The organism is Bacillus sp. CH30_1T (genome assembly GCF_008364765.1).
GTDB lineage: Bacteria > Bacillota > Bacilli > Bacillales > Bacillaceae_B > Rossellomorea.
The window spans coordinates 133124-149855 of sequence record NZ_VTUY01000004.1; the positions used below are offsets into that span (position 1 = coordinate 133124).

Sequence of the window (16732 nt, forward strand, 5' to 3'; positions counted from 1 at the left end):
ATGACGAAAATTGATCCGAGCTTACTATATTCCACCGTCCAAACAAAACAACGTGAAGGCGGTAAGGATATTTTGGGAAAAGATGACTTCCTGAAAATACTGATGACTCAATTACAGAATCAAGACCCGTTAAATCCGATGCAGGACAAAGATTTCATCGCACAAATGGCTACCTTTTCATCATTAGAGCAGATGACGAACCTGACGAAAACAATGGAGAAATTTGTGGATAACCAAAGTCAATCACAATTGATCTCTTACAATCAGTTTGTTGGTAAACAAGTGACATGGCATAAAATCATAGAATCAGAAGCAGGCGATGCACCCGAAATACAAGAAGGACAGGGGTTCGTAAAAGGAGTCCGCTTTAAAGGTGACTCTGTTGAATTCATCATGGAGGACGGAACAATCCTGACTCCCGGGAATATTTCACAAGTGAATACGACGGATACCCCAGAAGCTTCTCTCGTTAATGCATCTTTATTAATAGGAAAGAGCGTAACATGGAATAGTGAAGATGGAGAGATGAGCGGAATCGTTCAATCCGTTTCAAAGAAAGATTCACTCATTTGGTTTCATACAAAAGAAGGGGACAAAATTTCCAGTGATAAGTTAATTAAAATTGAATCTTAGGGAGTGGATTGTATGGAAAAGACATTCTTTCATCGTTCACCACAACCTATTGCACCAAATAATAATACGAAATCTATTTCTAAACCTTCAAGTGCATCATCATTTGCTGCCCAATTAGATAAGGCAATTCAACATGTACCTCACATACAGATTAGCAAACATGCAAAGGTAAGGATGGAGCAACGGGGGATTTCTATTTCTCCCCGAACATGGGAGAAGATAAGTGCGAAAATAAATGAAGCAAAAACCAAGGGTGTCGGGGATTCACTGGTGATTTTGAAAGACGCCGCGTTAATCGTAAGTGCTAAAAACAAAACGGTAATTACTGCTTTAGACCGTGAGGAAGCACATTCACAGATTTTCACCAACATTAATGGAACAATATTAATAGATTCATAGGCTGGACCTTTTATGGAGGCCTGTAGCTGTGGACTGATTGAAGCAGCTAAGTAAGAAAGGGGAAAAATTCATGCTACGTTCAATGTATTCGGGTATCAGTGGAATGAAAAACTTTCAAACAAAACTGGATGTAATCGGAAATAATATTGCAAATGTAAATACTTACGGCTATAAAAAAGGGCGTGTCACATTCCAGGACTTAATGAACCAAACCGTTTCAGGTGCAAGTAGAGCAACCGAAAACCGTGGAGGTCAAAATGCAAAGCAAGTGGGACTTGGCGCATCTTTGTCGTCCATTGATACGATTCAAACTCAAGGAAGTCTGCAAACAACAGGCAGATCCTTGGATGTAGCCATCTCGGGTGACGGATTTTTTGTTGTAAGACAAGGAAATAACGAAATGTTCACCCGTGCTGGAAACTTTTATTTAGATTCAAATGGAAACCTTGTAACAGGTCAAGGAAATCTTGTACAGGGGTATCCGGTCAACGGTGACGGTGTAGTTAATCAGAGTGCTGCGACTGATATCAAAATTGATACTAATACCACAATGGCACCTCAGGCTACGAGCGAGGCTACTTACAATGGGAACTTAAAGTCTAGTGCCGTCGATGGTACTGTAGTGGAGCTTGAAACAAAGGTGAAGGATTCACTTGGTAAAGATATTAGTATTAAGTTAGTGATGGAGAAATCAGGTCAAAACGAATGGGAAGTTACAATATCCAGTCTGACCGATGACGTTACAGTCAGCAATGGTCAAAATGCCGTTTTAAATTTTGACGAAGAAGGTAAATTAACTTCTCAAGTGCCTTTTCCAATAACATTAAATAATCAAACTGGTGCAAATCCTACCCAAACGATTGATATGGATTTCTCTAAGATCACACAGTTCGATAGCTCATCCTCCGCTAATGTAGATACTGTTGACGGAAACTCAGAAGGGTACCTTGAAAGCTTCAACATAGGTTCTTCTGGTGAAGTGAACGGAGTATTTTCCAATGGAGAAGTGAGAGTTTTAAGTCAACTGGCATTAGCTACTTTTTCTAATCCGGGTGGTTTGACGAAAGCTGGTAATAATCTGTTCCAGGCTTCAAATAACTCAGGTCTTCCAAACCAGGGATTGGCTGGAGACGGAAGAGGGGCACTTCAGTCCGGTGCCCTTGAAATGTCCAACGTGGACCTATCCGAAGAATTCACTGAAATGATCACGGCTCAGCGTGGATTCCAGGCAAATACACGTATCATCACAACGTCGGATGAAATCTTACAAGAGCTTGTAAACTTGAAACGTTAATTCGTTAAAAAGGAGGAAGGGACTGACACCTTAGAGGTTATACATTAGGTTGAATCAGAGGATGAATGTCGGTCCTGAAGTTTATGATCACTTTAACCAGACTGAATGGAAAGTCGTTTACGTTGAATGCTTTATACATAGAAACAGTAGAAGCGTTTCCGGACACTACGATTCTATTAACAAATGGCAGACGATATGTTGTGAAAGAAACGGTGGACGAGGTTGACTCCCTTACCCTTACTTTCTTTCAAAAAACAAATTTACTCAGCCTGCCCCATCAGGGAGGGAGTATTAGTTGAAGAGTAAAGCCCTGACAATCATGATGATTTTGTTGGTTACGATTACACTTGTCGGTGTGATTGCCTTAGTTGTCATTCTGAAGTTTTCAGGAGATGAAGAAACGAAAGAGCCTTCCATTGAAGAAGTGATTGAAAATTCGGTGGACATACCGGAGACGACAACCAATTTAATGAGTAATGATTTCATTCGTATTTCCTTTAAGATTCAAACAGATAGTAAAAAAGCGAAAAGTGAGTTGGAAAAGAGAGATTTTCAAGTGAATAACATCATCATAGAAGAGCTTTCAGAATTGAAAGCAGAAGAACTGCAAGGGAAAAAAGGGAAAGAAATGATCGAAACGAAGGTTAAAGACAAGGTAAACTCCCTTATGCAAGAAGGAATGGTAGAAAAGGTCTATATCACCTCTATGATGATTCAATAAAAAAGCTATTACGAGTGTTTGGAGGTGAAGTGGTGGCGAGTGAAATTTTATCTCAAAGTGAAATCGATGCTCTTTTGTCAGCTCTTAATACAGGAGAAATGAGCGCAGATGATTTCAAAAAAGAAGAAGAAGAGAAAAAAGTGAAAGTGTATGATTTCAAGAGAGCTTTACGGTTTTCTAAAGATCAAATCCGAAGTTTAACGAGAATACATGAAAACTTCGCCCGGATCTTGACTACATATTTCTCTGCTCAATTAAGAACTTATGTTCAAATAAATGTTGCTTCTGCTGACCAAATCCCATACGAAGAATTTATCCGTTCCGTTCCGAAAATGACCATTTTAAACGTTTATGAATTACCTCCATTGGATGGAAGGATCCTAATGGAAATCAACCCGAATATTGCTTATTCGATGATGGATCGGGTGATGGGTGGAAGGGGAGTCAGCGTTAACAAAGTAGAGAATTTAACCGAAATTGAAACGAGAATTATGAGTCAGCTCTTTGAAAAGGCGTTTGAGAATTTAAGGGAAGCCTGGAGCACTGTGGTTGATGTAGATCCGCTTTTTGCGGAATTTGAAGTGAACCCGCAATTTCTTCAGATGGTGTCACCAAATGAAACGGTTGTGGTTATTTCATTAAACACAACGATTGGTGAAACAAGTGGAATGATTAACATCTGCATTCCACACGTTGTTCTGGAGCCGATCCTTCCGAAATTATCAGGAAGCTATTGGATGGAAAGCAAACGTAAAGAGAGTAAGCCGGAAGAAACGGCACATCTTGAAAGAAGAATCAAGAAAGCTCAAGTGCCGATTGTAGCTGAATTAGGAAGTTCTGATATTTCTATTGAAGAGTTCCTTATGCTGGATATTGGTGATGTAATCGAAATGAACACCCGAATCGATGATCCTTTAACGATCAGAGTGGGTGATATTCCTAAATTTACAGCTCAGCCAGGGAAGTCAAACAAGAAACTGGCCGTGCAAATTTTAGATTCGTTGAAGGGGGGAGACGACGATGATGAGTGATGATATGTTATCTCAAGATGAAATTGATGCGTTGCTCCGTGGGTCTGCAGAGCCTGAAGAGGAAACAGAAGAGCGCAAAGAGATAATTAGTAATGATTACATTAGTTCTATGGAAGAGGATGCTTTAGGTGAAATAGGGAACATCTCCTTTGGGAGTTCTGCAACGGCTTTATCCACTTTGCTCAATCAGAAGGTTGAGATTACGACCCCTAAAGTAACGATTATTGATAAAAATTATTTAGAAGAGGAATTTCCTCATCCGTATGTCGCCATTCAAGTTCAATATACTGAGGGTTTTTCAGGAGTGAACCTGTTGGTGATCAAACAATCAGATGCATCCATCATCGCTGACTTGATGCTTGGTGGAGATGGAAGGAACCCATCCGGTGATTTGGGGGAAATTCAGCTTAGTGCCGTTCAAGAGGCAATGAATCAAATGATGGGTTCTGCCGCAACCTCCATGTCTACGGTATTTAGTAAGAAAGTGGATATTTCACCACCTTCCATCGATTTGATGTACATACCACAAGGGGAGGGAGAAGAAAATCTTCCTGATCAAGATCTATTAGTAAAAGTGTCATTTTCATTGAAAATCGGAGATCTCATTGATTCGAGCATCATGCAGCTCTTGCCCTTGAATTTTGCCAAGAGTCTGGTGGATGAATTAATGAATGGTGGAGCTTCTGATGAAGTTGCCGCAGCGGTTACACCGAGCGTGGAACCTCCTACTGCTCCACAACCAGAGCCTGCTTATAGCGGTATGTATGAGGAACCTGTCCGTACTTCCCACCAGCACGCATCTCCTCAGCATCTCGGTGGACATGGGGTGCATGGAGAAACCGTAAATGTCCAACCGGCTACCTTTAGTAATTTTGAACCGACAGCTTTGGGACAACAGGAAACAAAAAACTTGAATATGCTACTTGACATTCCCTTGCAGGTTACGGTAGAGCTGGGAAGGACGAACCGATCTGTCAGGGACATACTTGAGTTATCGTCTGGTTCCATAATAGAGCTTGATAAATTAGCTGGAGAACCGGTTGATATCCTTGTAAACAGTCAATTGATGGCTAAAGGAGAAGTAGTAGTGATAGATGAGAACTTTGGTGTCAGAATTACGGATATTGTAAGTCAAAGTGATCGTATTAAAAAACTTAAATAACCTAGACGATGATGGAGGATGACGATATTGGCTAATAAAATTCTAATTGTAGATGATGCGGCTTTTATGAGAATGATGATTAAAGATATTTTAACAAAAAACGGGTTTGATGTAGTAGGAGAGGCAGCCGATGGAAGTCAAGCTGTTGATAAATACAAGGAACTGAAGCCTGACCTTGTCACTATGGATATTACGATGCCGGAAAAAGATGGAATTGCAGCTTTAAAGGAAATCAAAGCAGTAGACGCCGGTGCGAAAATTATTATGTGCTCTGCAATGGGTCAACAAGCAATGGTGATTGATGCCATACAAGCGGGTGCAAAGGATTTTATCGTTAAACCTTTCCAGGCCGATCGTGTAATCGAAGCCATTCAAAAAGCTCTAGGCTAACAGATTAGTAAGAAGGTGCATGTATTGAAGAAGATTCAAATTCTAGTGAGTCTTATTGTTTTTATCATTACTGCAAATGCTGTGAATGTAACAGCATTTGCAGAAGTGAATAATGTCAAGGACTGCATAGAACATCCAGAGAAATGCAATGAGCAGCAAAATAATGAGGCTGACACCTCAGGCGCTGCTACCTCGGTTACTTTTTTGGATTATCTTAAAATGATCGTTGCTCTTATCTTTGTAGTTGCGCTCATATATTTTTTATTGAAGTTTATCAATCAAAAAGGAAGATCCTTTCAACAGACTAAATTAATCAATCATTTAGGTGGAACGCCACTCGGGGGCAATCGTTCTGTCCAAATTGTTAAGGTAGGCAAGCAAGTGCTTGTACTGGGTGTGGGAGAAGATATTCAGCTTCTGAAAGAGATTCAGGATGAAAAAGAGAAAGAAGAGATACTATCCTATTATCAGGAAGCTCAATTTCCTGATGCCAAAACAGCCGTTTCCAGTTGGTTGACAAGGGTAAAAGGACCTTCTCCTGCGTCTTCTCCAAGTTCATTTCAATCACAGTTGAAATCACAGCTGGAGGAAATGAAAAAGGGAAGAAAGAAGATGTTCAAAGATTTAAAGAATAAGGAGAATCATTCTGATGAATGAATTCATGGAATTTTTTAATAGTAGTTCTGCAGATAATGTATCGACAAGTGTTAAGCTGCTATTACTATTTACCGTCCTTTCCCTGGCACCCAGTATTCTGATTTTAATGACATCTTTCACCCGGATCATGATTGTCCTATCCTTTGTCAGGACTTCTCTTGCCACACAGCAAATGCCACCGAATCAGGTATTGATTGGAATTTCTTTATTTCTTACGTTTTTTATCATGGCTCCAACTTTTCAAGAGGTAAACGATGAAGCATTGACTCCTCTTTTTAACGAAGAGATTAATCTTGAGGAAGCTTATGACAAGGCTTCGATCCCGTTTAAAGAATTTATGAGTAAGCACACAAGACAAAAGGATTTAGAGTTGTTTTTACAATATTCCGGGACTGATCGACCCGAATCTGTGGAAGACATTCCTCTTACATCCTTAGTGCCGGCATTTGCGTTAAGTGAAATTAAGACGGCTTTTCAAATAGGATTTATGATATTTATTCCTTTCTTAGTCATCGACATGGTGGTAGCGAGTGTCTTGATGTCCATGGGGATGATGATGCTCCCTCCTGTTATGATTTCATTGCCTTTCAAGATTTTACTGTTTGTGTTAGTGGATGGCTGGTATTTAGTAATAAAATCTCTTTTACAAAGTTTTTAAGTAGGTGAGTTTCAATGAATGCTGAATCTGTTATCGCGATAGCGGAGCGTGGAATATATGTAACCCTCATCGTTTCCGGTCCATTACTGCTGTTAGCCCTTGTAGTAGGATTGATCGTCAGTATTTTTCAAGCAACAACACAAATACAGGAACAAACTCTTGCGTTTATTCCTAAAATCGTGGCGGTCTTGATTGGGATTGTTTTCTTTGGACCTTGGATGTTAACGAAGCTTGTGACGTATACCTCACAAATCTTCTCAGATTTAACAAGGTTCGTAGGGTAATAGAATGGAAGAGCTTGTACCCATTCTATCGGTATACTTACTAGTGTTTGTAAGGGTTTCGGCTTTTTTTGTTACGATGCCCCTGTTTTCATACCGTAACATACCTGCACAACATCGGATCGCGTTCTCGGTGGTACTCTCCTGGGTCATGTACTATACGATTGAATCTAAGGCATTTGAAATCAACGGCCACTATTTTTTGTTAATTATGAAAGAAGCCATGATCGGGCTTCTCATCGGTTTTGTTGCCTATATGATTGTTACGGCCATTCAGATAGCCGGGGGGTTTATAGATTTTCAAATGGGGTTTGCCATTGCCAATGTGATCGATCCCCAAACGGGAGCACAAAGCCCCTTGATGGGTCAATATCTATATACATTTGCGCTTCTTTTATTGCTTGCTCTTAATGGTCATCATCTGCTCCTGGATGGAATTTTTTACAGTTATCAGCTGATCCCGATTGATAGTCCATGGATACCTTTTGGAGATGAGAGATTAATTGACTATGTTATGACATCTTTTAACTCCATGTTCATCATTGCTTTTCAAATGTCGATTCCTGTTGTCGCAACGCTGTTCCTTGTAGATGTGGCCTTGGGGATTGTGGCTCGTACTGTACCGCAGTTGAACGTTTTCGTCGTAGGGTTTCCTATCAAGATCGCCGTTGCATTTATCGTGTTGTTCATAGTAATGGGAGTGATGTTTGCTGTCATGCAGGAGCTTTTTGAAATGATGTTCGTGACCATGAGAGATTTAATGAAAATTATTGGAGGCACATAATTTGCAGTGGCTATCATTAGACCTACAGTTTTTCAGTGGGGAGAAAACGGAGAAAGCGACTCCGAAAAAAAGGGATGATGCGCGGAAAAAAGGACAAACAGCCAAAAGCCAGGATGTGAATACAGCAATTATTCTCCTTGCCGTCTTTTTGTTCCTTACCTTCAGTGCTTCATATATTGGGAATATTGTGTTCGATCTCTTTAATCAAACCTTTCAGGAATACATGCTGATGGAACTGACAGAGAATACAGTTCAAGTCATAACCATGGACATTATGAAAGAGATTGCATTGCTCCTTGGACCGATTATGTTAGTAGCCTTACTTGCCGGATTGTTTTCGAATTATATTCAAGTAGGAGTTATGTTTACAACTAAACCGCTGGAGCCGAAGCTTGAAAAAATTGATCCGATTAAAGGGTTCAAGCGCATCTTTTCTTTAAGAGCAATTGTTGAACTATTAAAATCCATTTTAAAAATTTCATTTGTTGGGGCAATCACCTTTGTCATTCTCTGGATGAATATTGATCAAGTGTTGAGCTTATCGTTTAAATCAGTGGGGGATTCATTAACGACGATGGCGAGCTTAACTGTGCAAATGGGAATCGCTGCTTCACTAGCGTTATTATTCTTATCACTATTCGATTTTCTTTATCAGAAATATGATTTTGAAAAAAATATTCGAATGTCAAAGCAGGATCTAAAAGATGAACATAAAAACATCGAAGGTGATCCTCTGATTAAATCCAAAATTAAGCAGAGACAGCGTGAAATGGCCATGAGACGCATGATGCAGGAAGTTCCGGAAGCAGATGTGGTAATTACAAACCCTACTCACTTTGCCATTGTACTTAAATACGATGAGAATAAAATGGATGCGCCTTATGTAGTGGCGAAAGGCGTTGATTATCTAGCGCAGAAGATTAAATATATTGCCAATGAGAACGATGTGGTTATGGTGGAAAATCGTCCTTTAGCCCGGTCCCTGTATGACTCAGCTGAAATAGGCGATGCCGTTCCGGAAGAATTTTTCAAAGCAGTTGCAGAAATTTTAGCTTATGTTTACCGAATAAAAAATCAAATGTAAGCAGTTAGGAGAGAAACAATGTCAGCAAGAGATTTATCCGTACTAGCCAGTGTCATATTAATCGTTGCCATGCTTATCATCCCGTTCCCATCCTGGTTATTAAGCTTATTGATCATCGTTAATATTTCGCTTGCACTCCTTGTACTCCTAACCTCGATGAATATGAATGAACCATTGCAATTTTCTATATTTCCTTCCCTATTATTATTGTTAACACTTTTTCGATTAGGTCTAAATGTTTCCACAACGAGATCGATCCTTAGTAAAGGTGAAGCAGGGGACGTTGTGGAAACTTTTGGAACATTCGTTGTAGGGGGAAATATTCTCGTCGGTCTGGTAGTATTCATCATTCTCATCGTGATCCAATTTATTGTCATAACAAAAGGATCTGAGCGTGTGTCCGAGGTAGCGGCAAGGTTTACACTTGACGCAATGCCCGGTAAGCAGATGAGTATAGATGCCGATTTGAATGCCGGGATGATTTCAGAGCATGATGCCAGAAATCGTCGGGAAAAAGTAGGTCGGGAAGCAGATTTCTATGGTGCCATGGACGGGGCATCCAAATTTGTTAAAGGAGATGCCATAGCCGGGATTGTCATTGTCATGATCAATTTAATCTTCGGTATTATTATCGGCATGACACAACAAGGGCTGCCTATTGCCGAAGCGGCAACCCGTTATTCCTTACTTACAGTCGGAGACGGAATTGTCAGCCAGATTCCTGCCCTATTGATCTCAACCGCCACGGGCATCGTGGTAACAAGAGCTGCATCTGAAGGAAATCTGGGACAGGATATCATGAATCAGCTACTGGCTTATCCTGCGATGCTGTATGTAGCTGCCTTCACGATTTTCATGCTGGGTGTAGCAACTCCTATTAATGATATCTTAACCATTCCAGTGGCAGCCCTTTTGGGGATAGGGGCCTTCATGCTTTCAAGGTCGCCTAAGGAAACTGAATCTGACATGATGGAAATGGAAGAAGAAGTAGAGCAGGACGAAATGAAAAGTCCGGAGAGCGTCGTGAACTTACTGAATGTGGATCCGATTGAATTTGAGTTCGGCTATGGTCTGATTCCCCTTGCCGATACGAATCAGGGAGGAGATCTCCTTGACCGGATTGTAATGATACGACGTCAATTAGCGATAGAACTGGGCCTGGTCATACCTGTAGTAAGGATCCGGGACAATATACAACTTCAACCGAATGAATATCGCTTGAAAATTAAAGGCAATGAGATGGCCCGTGGAGAGCTTTTGCTTGATCATTATTTAGCCATGAGTCCAGGTGTGGAGGATGATTCCATTGAGGGAATTGATACGATCGAGCCATCATTCGGTCTTCCCGCTAAATGGATTTCAGAAGAAATGAAAGAGCAGGCAGAAATATTCGGATATACAGTTGTGGATCCGCCGTCAGTGGTGTCAACCCACATAACCGAAATGATCAAAACAAATGCTCATGAGCTACTGGGCAGGCAGGAGACGAAACAGCTCATTGATCACCTGCAGGAATCCTACCCAATATTAGTGGAAGAAGTGACGCCGAATCCTTTAACTGTAGGTGAAGTACAAAAAGTATTAGCCAAGTTGTTAAAGGAAAATGTGTCAATCAGAAACTTGCCGATTATTTTTGAAACACTTGCTGACTATGCCAAAATGAGTTCAGATACAGATCTTTTAGCTGAATATGTCAGGCAATCGTTGGCTAGACAAATTACCAGTCAATATGTTCAAGGAGATACTTCCTTAAAAGTTGTGACGATGTCAGGAAAGGTTGAAAAATTGATTGCCGACGCCATTCAACAAACGGAACATGGAAATTATTTATCCATGGATCCAAACGATTCTCAAGGAATCCTGGAGGCAGTCGCATCTCAAGTGGAACAGTTGTCTCTTATGGAGGAGTCACCGATTATTCTATGTTCCCCTGCTGTGAGAATGTACGTAAGACAATTAACAGAAAGGTATTTTCCTCAAGTACCTATCATTTCATATAACGAATTAGAAGCAAATGTAGAAGTACAAAGTTTAGGGGTGGTGAATGTCGGATGAAAGTAAAGAAATATGCAGCACCTTCCATGCATGAGGCAATGAAAAAGGTCAGATCTGAATTAGGAGATGATGCCGTCATCCTAAACTCTAAAATAGCATATACGGGCGGTTTCATGGGGTTATTCAAAAAGAAAATGATTGAAGTCATTGCAGCCATCGATCCGGAGGTTGAGAGTGAAAAGGTAGTGATGAGTAGAATGAAAGCGACATCTGCACCAATTACTCCTCCTTCCCCATCCGAAAAAAAATACGAAGTTCCTAATAAATTGGTAGAGTCAGAATTAAAAGAATTAAAACAAATGATTTCTACTATAAAATCAAAAAATCAATTCGAGAAATTTGCTGAAGATGTTCAAGGAATCTTGATATTTCTCAAAAATCATGACATGAGTGATACAACTCTCTTCCGATTGGGTGACTATCTTGAGGAGAGAATCAAGAGTGGATTTCTTCCAGGGAACAATCGAAATGAATGGGCTAAACAGGAAGTCAAACATTTTCTGGAAGGTCTTCTGGAAGGAATCGTTCTTGGTGGTATGAGTTACAAGAAGAAATACATTAACGTGATAGGCCCAACGGGTGTGGGGAAAACAACTACTTTAGCGAAAATGGCGGCTGAAGCAGTCATTGAAAAACGGATGAAAATAGCTTTCATCACGACAGATACGTATCGTATAGCTGCGATCGAGCAATTAAAGACATATGCAGGTCTGTTGAATGTTCCAGTTGAAGTAGTCTATAAAATAGAAGACGTTAAAAAAGCAATCGACAAATTCCAGGACTACGACCATGTCTTCATTGATACTGCAGGCAGGAATTTCAGAGAAAAGAAATATGTAGAGGATTTGCGGGAAATTATTGATTTCGACCAACAAATGGAGACGTTCCTGGTTCTTTCCCTTACGAGCAAGGAGAGAGATATGAAGGAAATCATTTCACAGTTTTCTTCGATTGACATTGATCGATTTATTTTCACGAAACTAGATGAAACATCCAGTTACGGTTCTATGATCAATATGATGACAGAGGTGAAGATCGGTACATCTTATGTAACGACCGGTCAGGATGTACCGGAGGATATTACCGAGGTGGATGTTGAAGAAATAGGTCATTTACTAATGAAAGGATTTCGATATGAAAGATCAAGCATATAACCTAAGGAGGAAAATGCTCATTGGCGACTCTTCTCCCGCTAAAACGATTGCAGTAGTAAGCGGAAAGGGTGGGGTTGGAAAATCGAATATCTCCACTAACCTTTCCGTTTTGCTTGGTAAAGAAAATAAGAAAGTATTGTTAGTTGACCTGGATATCGGCATGGGAAATATTCATATTTTACTAGGAAGTCATCATTCCTACTCAATCATGGATTATATTGAGGAAAAAGAACCGGATATCAGCACGGTTATATGTGAAGATGTTCATGGTATCTCTTACATAAGCGGGGGGAATGGCCTGAAAAATATAGTGGAGTGGAAAGAGGAGCAGATAGAACGGTTCTTTGAAGTGATGGAGTACGCAGTTCAAAAGTATGATTACATACTTTTTGATATGGGTGCAGGAGCTACGAAAGAGACGTTGGAATTTCTCTTGGCGATGGACGAAATCATTGTTGTCACGACACCTGAACCTACCTCGATTACAGATGCCTACTCGATGATGAAATATATATATATGAGGGATCAAGAGAAACGGTTCTATCTGATATGTAATCGGGCAGAATTCAAGAAGGAAGGTCTTGAAACGATTACGAGATTACAAGAAACGGTGAGGAAATTCCTCCATAAGGAGATTGTTTCTCTAGGAGTCTTGCCTGAAGATTCAACAGTAAGGAAGGCGGTCATTCAACAAACACCCATAGTCGTCGGATACCCTGCTTCAGCCATGACTTTAAGTCTGCGTACGATGTTGCATCTTCTTGTCGGGGGAACGAATCGACCAGTGACGAAACAGGCAGGCTTTTTAAAGAGTATGAGAAATTTATTTTTTGGGAGGTAAAATTCCTGAATGAAAAAAGTTCTAGTTGTAGATGATTCAGCATTTATGAGAAAACTTATTGGTGATTTTCTTACAGCCTCCAAACAGCTAGAAGTGATAGGGATTGCTAGAAATGGTGAAGACGCGATCTCAAAAATTAAAAAACTCCGTCCCGACGTCGTGACCCTTGACGTGGAAATGCCAAAGATGAATGGAATAGAAGCCTTAAGGAGAATCATGGAGGAATGTCCGGTACCTGTCGTGATGCTCTCATCTACTACCAAAGAGGGGGCGGAGGAGACTGTCAAAGCAATGGAGCTTGGAGCTGTTGATTTTATCGCGAAACCTTCAGGAACCATTTCATTGGACCTTCATAAAGTTCAAGATGAAATGGTTGAAAAAGTAATATCGGCAAGCAAGGTGAACATGACGAAAATAACCAGTACATTTCGAAAAAGGACAAAATCAAGTGAATCTGCTAATAGAGGTGTACCAACAATACCTTCAGAACATAAATGGACCAGGGATTCACCGAAATTGATCCTTATTGGAACATCAACTGGAGGTCCACGCGCTTTACAGCAGGTGCTGACAGAACTATCTCCTCAACTGGATGCACCAGTGGTCGTCGTGCAGCATATGCCACCCGGATTTACCAACTCACTGGCCAATCGATTAGATGGTCAATCAGCCATTAAAGTGAAGGAAGCGGAGCATGAAGAAATCCTCCAAAAAGGAACAGCATATATAGCACCAGGTGGTTTTCATACGAAGGTGGTAGACCATGGAGCACATTTAGCCTTTGAACTATCAAAGGAAGAAGCACCACGAAATGGTCACAGACCTTCCGTAGACATATTGTTTGAATCCGCAAGCCTCCTTCGAAATTATGGCAAAATAGCTGTCATTATGACGGGGATGGGCTCCGATGGCTCTGAAGGATTGATCGAGCTTAAAGAAACAGGCGAAGTGAGAGCCATTGCAGAATCAAAAGAGACTTGTATTGTGTTTGGAATGCCGAAATCGGCTATCGCTACAAATTTAGTGGACAGCGTGGAACATATCGAGGATATTTCTCGAACTATTATGAAGTACATGCTGTAGAGAGGTGTGGAGCACATGGAATTGAGTCAATATTTAGAAGTTTTTATAGAAGAGAGTAAGGAAAATCTACAAACTTGTAATGAGCAATTACTGGAATTGGAGAAAAATCCTGAAAACCTGGCGATTGTTAATGAAATTTTTCGTTCAGCTCACACGTTAAAAGGAATGTCTGCAACGATGGGGTACGAAGATTTAGCAAACCTTACCCATAAAATGGAGAATGTTCTGGATGCTATACGTAATGAAAAAATAAAAGTGACACCCGAAATATTGGATGTAGTCTTTAAATCCGTTGACGACCTGGAAGCAATGGTGTTTTCTATCGCGGACGGCGGAGATGGAAAACGGAACGTGACGGAAGTAGTCAACCTTCTACAAGCAATTGAAAAGGGTGAAAATTTACAATCCGCAAGTAATGAAGTTGCCGCAACCATAGCCCCTGAAATACATACATTGTCCATGAAGTACGAAGCATTTGAACAAACCGTTATTCAGCAATCCTTTGACCAGGGATTCCGTTGCTTAGAAATTACCGTTTCCTTGAGGGATGATTGTCTGTTAAAAGCAGCAAGAGTTTATATGGTTTTCGAAGTGCTGGAAAAACTCGGAGAAGTCATTAAGTCTTTCCCTACTGTAGATCAGCTGGAAGAAGAACAGTTCGACCATTCCTTTGTTATAGCAATTGTGTCAAAAGAGGATGCAAGTGACATAGAAAAGAGTATACGTAACGTCTCTGAGGTTGAAGAAGTCACCTTAATGGAACTGACTCCACATCATATTCACAACAACGAAGTGAATGGATTGCAGGAACAGTCAGGAGAAGTTGTTGTAAAAGAAAAGGAAGACACGATACCTAAAGAAGCAAATTCAACATCAAGACAATCAAATCCTTCGAGCAAAACAATACGTGTAAACATTGAGCGCCTGGATGTACTGATGAACCTTTTTGAAGAACTTGTCATCGATAGAGGAAGATTGGAACAAATCTCAAATGATTTGAATAATCCGGAATTAAATGAAACGGTTGAAAGAATGACACGAATTTCCGGAGACTTACAAAGCATCATCCTCACTATGCGGATGGTTCCTGTAGAAACAGTATTTAACCGCTTTCCCCGCATGGTAAGACAGCTTGCAAGAGATTTAAATAAGAAAATCGAATTAAAAATCATAGGGGCAGAAACAGAACTTGACCGGACGGTGATCGATGAAATCGGAGATCCACTCGTCCATTTAATTAGAAATGCCCTGGATCACGGAATTGAAATGCCAGAGGTTCGCTCGAAAAATGGTAAGCCTGAGCAAGGGACGGTCAAGCTGAAAGCCTATCATAGCGGAAATCATGTATTTATTGAACTAGAAGATGATGGTGCAGGTATTAATAAGCAGCGAGTGATGGAGAAAGCGATTCAAAAAGGAATTGTATCAGAAGAAGTAGCGCAAACCTTATCCGATAGGCAAATCTATGAACTAATCCTGGCTTCAGGATTTTCAACTGCTGATCAAATCTCAGATATCTCTGGCAGAGGTGTTGGATTGGATGTAGTTAAAGCGACCATTGAGTCATTAGGTGGTGCCATTACAATCGACTCCAGTGCTGGTGAAGGATCATTGTTTTCTATCCAATTGCCATTAACCTTATCGATTATATCTGTCATGCTCGTCGAAATAGAAGATGAGAAATACGCAATCCCGCTTTCTTCCATTATCGAGACGGCCATAGTCAAAAAAGGAGAGATCATGAATGCACATAATCAAAGGGTGATAGATTTCAGAGGCAAGGTAGTTCCGTTGTTATTCCTGGAGGATGTATTCGAAGTTCCTAAAGGTTCAAAAGATGAAGAGTTTTATTCTGTCGTGGTTGTCCGCAAAGGAGAAAAAATGGCAGGGTTAGTAGTGGATTCATTTATTGGTCAACAGGAAATCGTCCTAAAATCTTTAGGGAATTATCTTAATGATGTATTTGCCATTTCAGGTGCAACCATATTGGGGGATGGGCAGGTAGCGCTGATTATAGATTGCAATGCATTGATTAAATAGGAGGTAATGGAAATGAGTGTAGTGTCAGAGACGTTAGAAGACCTAAAGCTTATCGTATTTCAATTGGTGGATAAGGAGTATGCCATTCCTGTCGATCAGGTCCGATCAATTGAGAAGCTGGAGCATATTACAAGAGTGCCTAGAACGCCTTCCTATGTTAAAGGTGTAATAAATTTACGTGGTGTCGTAACCCCCATCATAGATTTAAGAAGTCGGTTCGATATATCCTCTTCTGAGCCAACCGAAAGCACCCGTGTGATTATCGTAGGTTTAGAGGATAAAGAAGTAGGATTGATCGTTGATGCGGCAAATGATGTGTTGGATGTAGAGAGAGAAATGATTGAACCTTCACCGGAAGTTGTCGGGGTAGTAGAAGCAGAGTACATTGGTGGGGTAGTAAAGCAAAATAAACGATTATTGATTCTACTTCATTTAGACAAAATACTGCAATCCATCTAAGGAGAA

At 40.5% G+C, this 16732-nt stretch carries 19 protein-coding genes; all 19 read left to right on the forward strand.

Annotation, left to right across the window (positions count from 1 at the left end; all coding sequences use genetic code 11):
- Positions 1 to 633 (forward strand): flagellar hook assembly protein FlgD, encoded by a 633-nt coding sequence (gene flgD, locus F0342_RS08320; RefSeq protein WP_149155511.1) that lies wholly within the window; start codon positions 1 to 3, stop codon positions 631 to 633.
- 12 nt (positions 634 to 645) lie between these two features.
- Positions 646 to 1032: a TIGR02530 family flagellar biosynthesis protein gene (locus F0342_RS08325; protein WP_149155512.1), complete on the forward strand. Its 387-nt coding sequence runs from the start codon at positions 646 to 648 to the stop codon at positions 1030 to 1032.
- A gap of 70 nt (positions 1033 to 1102) precedes the next feature.
- Positions 1103 to 2326, forward strand: coding sequence for a flagellar hook protein FlgE (locus F0342_RS08330; protein WP_149155513.1), 1224 nt, complete (start codon positions 1103 to 1105; stop codon positions 2324 to 2326).
- Positions 2327 to 2409: 83 nt separating this feature from the next.
- Positions 2410 to 2625 carry a flagellar FlbD family protein gene (locus F0342_RS08335; protein ID WP_149156056.1) on the forward strand — a complete coding sequence of 72 codons (216 nt, stop codon included), beginning with the start codon at positions 2410 to 2412 and terminating at the stop codon, positions 2623 to 2625.
- The gene (gene fliL, locus F0342_RS08340) at positions 2622 to 3047 is read left to right on the forward strand and encodes a flagellar basal body-associated protein FliL (RefSeq protein ID WP_149155514.1); all 426 of its coding nucleotides are present in this window, start codon (positions 2622 to 2624) and stop codon (positions 3045 to 3047) included. Before F0342_RS08335 ends, fliL begins: the two co-directional genes overlap by 4 nt.
- 32 nt (positions 3048 to 3079) lie before the next feature.
- Entirely contained in the window at positions 3080 to 4078 is a 999-nt protein-coding gene (gene fliM / locus F0342_RS08345; RefSeq protein ID WP_149155515.1) for a flagellar motor switch protein FliM, read from the forward strand.
- Positions 4068 to 5240, forward strand: a complete 1173-nt coding sequence (fliY, locus tag F0342_RS08350; protein WP_149155516.1) for a flagellar motor switch phosphatase FliY — start codon at positions 4068 to 4070, stop codon at positions 5238 to 5240. The genes fliM and fliY overlap by 11 nt, the downstream gene beginning before the upstream one ends.
- Positions 5241 to 5267: 27 nt before the next feature.
- On the forward strand, positions 5268 to 5630 hold the full coding sequence (locus F0342_RS08355; RefSeq protein ID WP_149155517.1) for a response regulator: 363 nt from the start codon (positions 5268 to 5270) through the stop codon (positions 5628 to 5630).
- 24 nt (positions 5631 to 5654) lie between these two features.
- On the forward strand, positions 5655 to 6287 hold the full coding sequence (locus F0342_RS08360; protein ID WP_149155518.1) for a flagellar biosynthetic protein FliO: 633 nt from the start codon (positions 5655 to 5657) through the stop codon (positions 6285 to 6287).
- Positions 6280 to 6945 (forward strand): flagellar type III secretion system pore protein FliP, encoded by a 666-nt coding sequence (gene fliP, locus F0342_RS08365; RefSeq protein ID WP_149155519.1) that lies wholly within the window; start codon positions 6280 to 6282, stop codon positions 6943 to 6945. Before F0342_RS08360 ends, fliP begins: the two co-directional genes overlap by 8 nt.
- Before the next feature lie 14 nt (positions 6946 to 6959).
- Positions 6960 to 7229, forward strand: coding sequence for a flagellar biosynthesis protein FliQ (gene fliQ / locus F0342_RS08370; RefSeq protein WP_044337389.1), 270 nt, complete (start codon positions 6960 to 6962; stop codon positions 7227 to 7229).
- A 4-nt stretch (positions 7230 to 7233) separates the two neighbouring features.
- Entirely contained in the window at positions 7234 to 8010 is a 777-nt protein-coding gene (gene fliR / locus F0342_RS08375) for a flagellar biosynthetic protein FliR (RefSeq protein ID WP_149155520.1), read from the forward strand.
- Between the two features lies 1 nt (position 8011).
- Complete coding sequence (gene flhB, locus F0342_RS08380) at positions 8012 to 9094, forward strand: flagellar biosynthesis protein FlhB (protein WP_149155521.1); 1083 nt, start codon at positions 8012 to 8014, stop codon at positions 9092 to 9094.
- A gap of 18 nt (positions 9095 to 9112) precedes the next feature.
- Positions 9113 to 11149 (forward strand): flagellar biosynthesis protein FlhA, encoded by a 2037-nt coding sequence (flhA, locus tag F0342_RS08385; RefSeq protein WP_149155522.1) that lies wholly within the window; start codon positions 9113 to 9115, stop codon positions 11147 to 11149.
- On the forward strand, positions 11146 to 12303 hold the full coding sequence (flhF, locus tag F0342_RS08390) for a flagellar biosynthesis GTPase FlhF (protein WP_149155523.1): 1158 nt from the start codon (positions 11146 to 11148) through the stop codon (positions 12301 to 12303). The genes flhA and flhF overlap by 4 nt, the downstream gene beginning before the upstream one ends.
- Positions 12284 to 13144: a MinD/ParA family protein gene (locus tag F0342_RS08395; RefSeq protein WP_149155524.1), complete on the forward strand. Its 861-nt coding sequence runs from the start codon at positions 12284 to 12286 to the stop codon at positions 13142 to 13144. Before flhF ends, F0342_RS08395 begins: the two co-directional genes overlap by 20 nt.
- Before the next feature lie 9 nt (positions 13145 to 13153).
- The gene (locus F0342_RS08400) at positions 13154 to 14227 is read left to right on the forward strand and encodes a protein-glutamate methylesterase/protein-glutamine glutaminase (RefSeq protein WP_149155525.1); all 1074 of its coding nucleotides are present in this window, start codon (positions 13154 to 13156) and stop codon (positions 14225 to 14227) included.
- Between the two features lie 15 nt (positions 14228 to 14242).
- Positions 14243 to 16267, forward strand: coding sequence for a chemotaxis protein CheA (locus F0342_RS08405; RefSeq protein WP_149155526.1), 2025 nt, complete (start codon positions 14243 to 14245; stop codon positions 16265 to 16267).
- A 12-nt stretch (positions 16268 to 16279) separates the two neighbouring features.
- Entirely contained in the window at positions 16280 to 16726 is a 447-nt protein-coding gene (locus F0342_RS08410; RefSeq protein ID WP_149155527.1) for a chemotaxis protein CheW, read from the forward strand.
- Positions 16727 to 16732 lie beyond the last annotated feature (6 nt).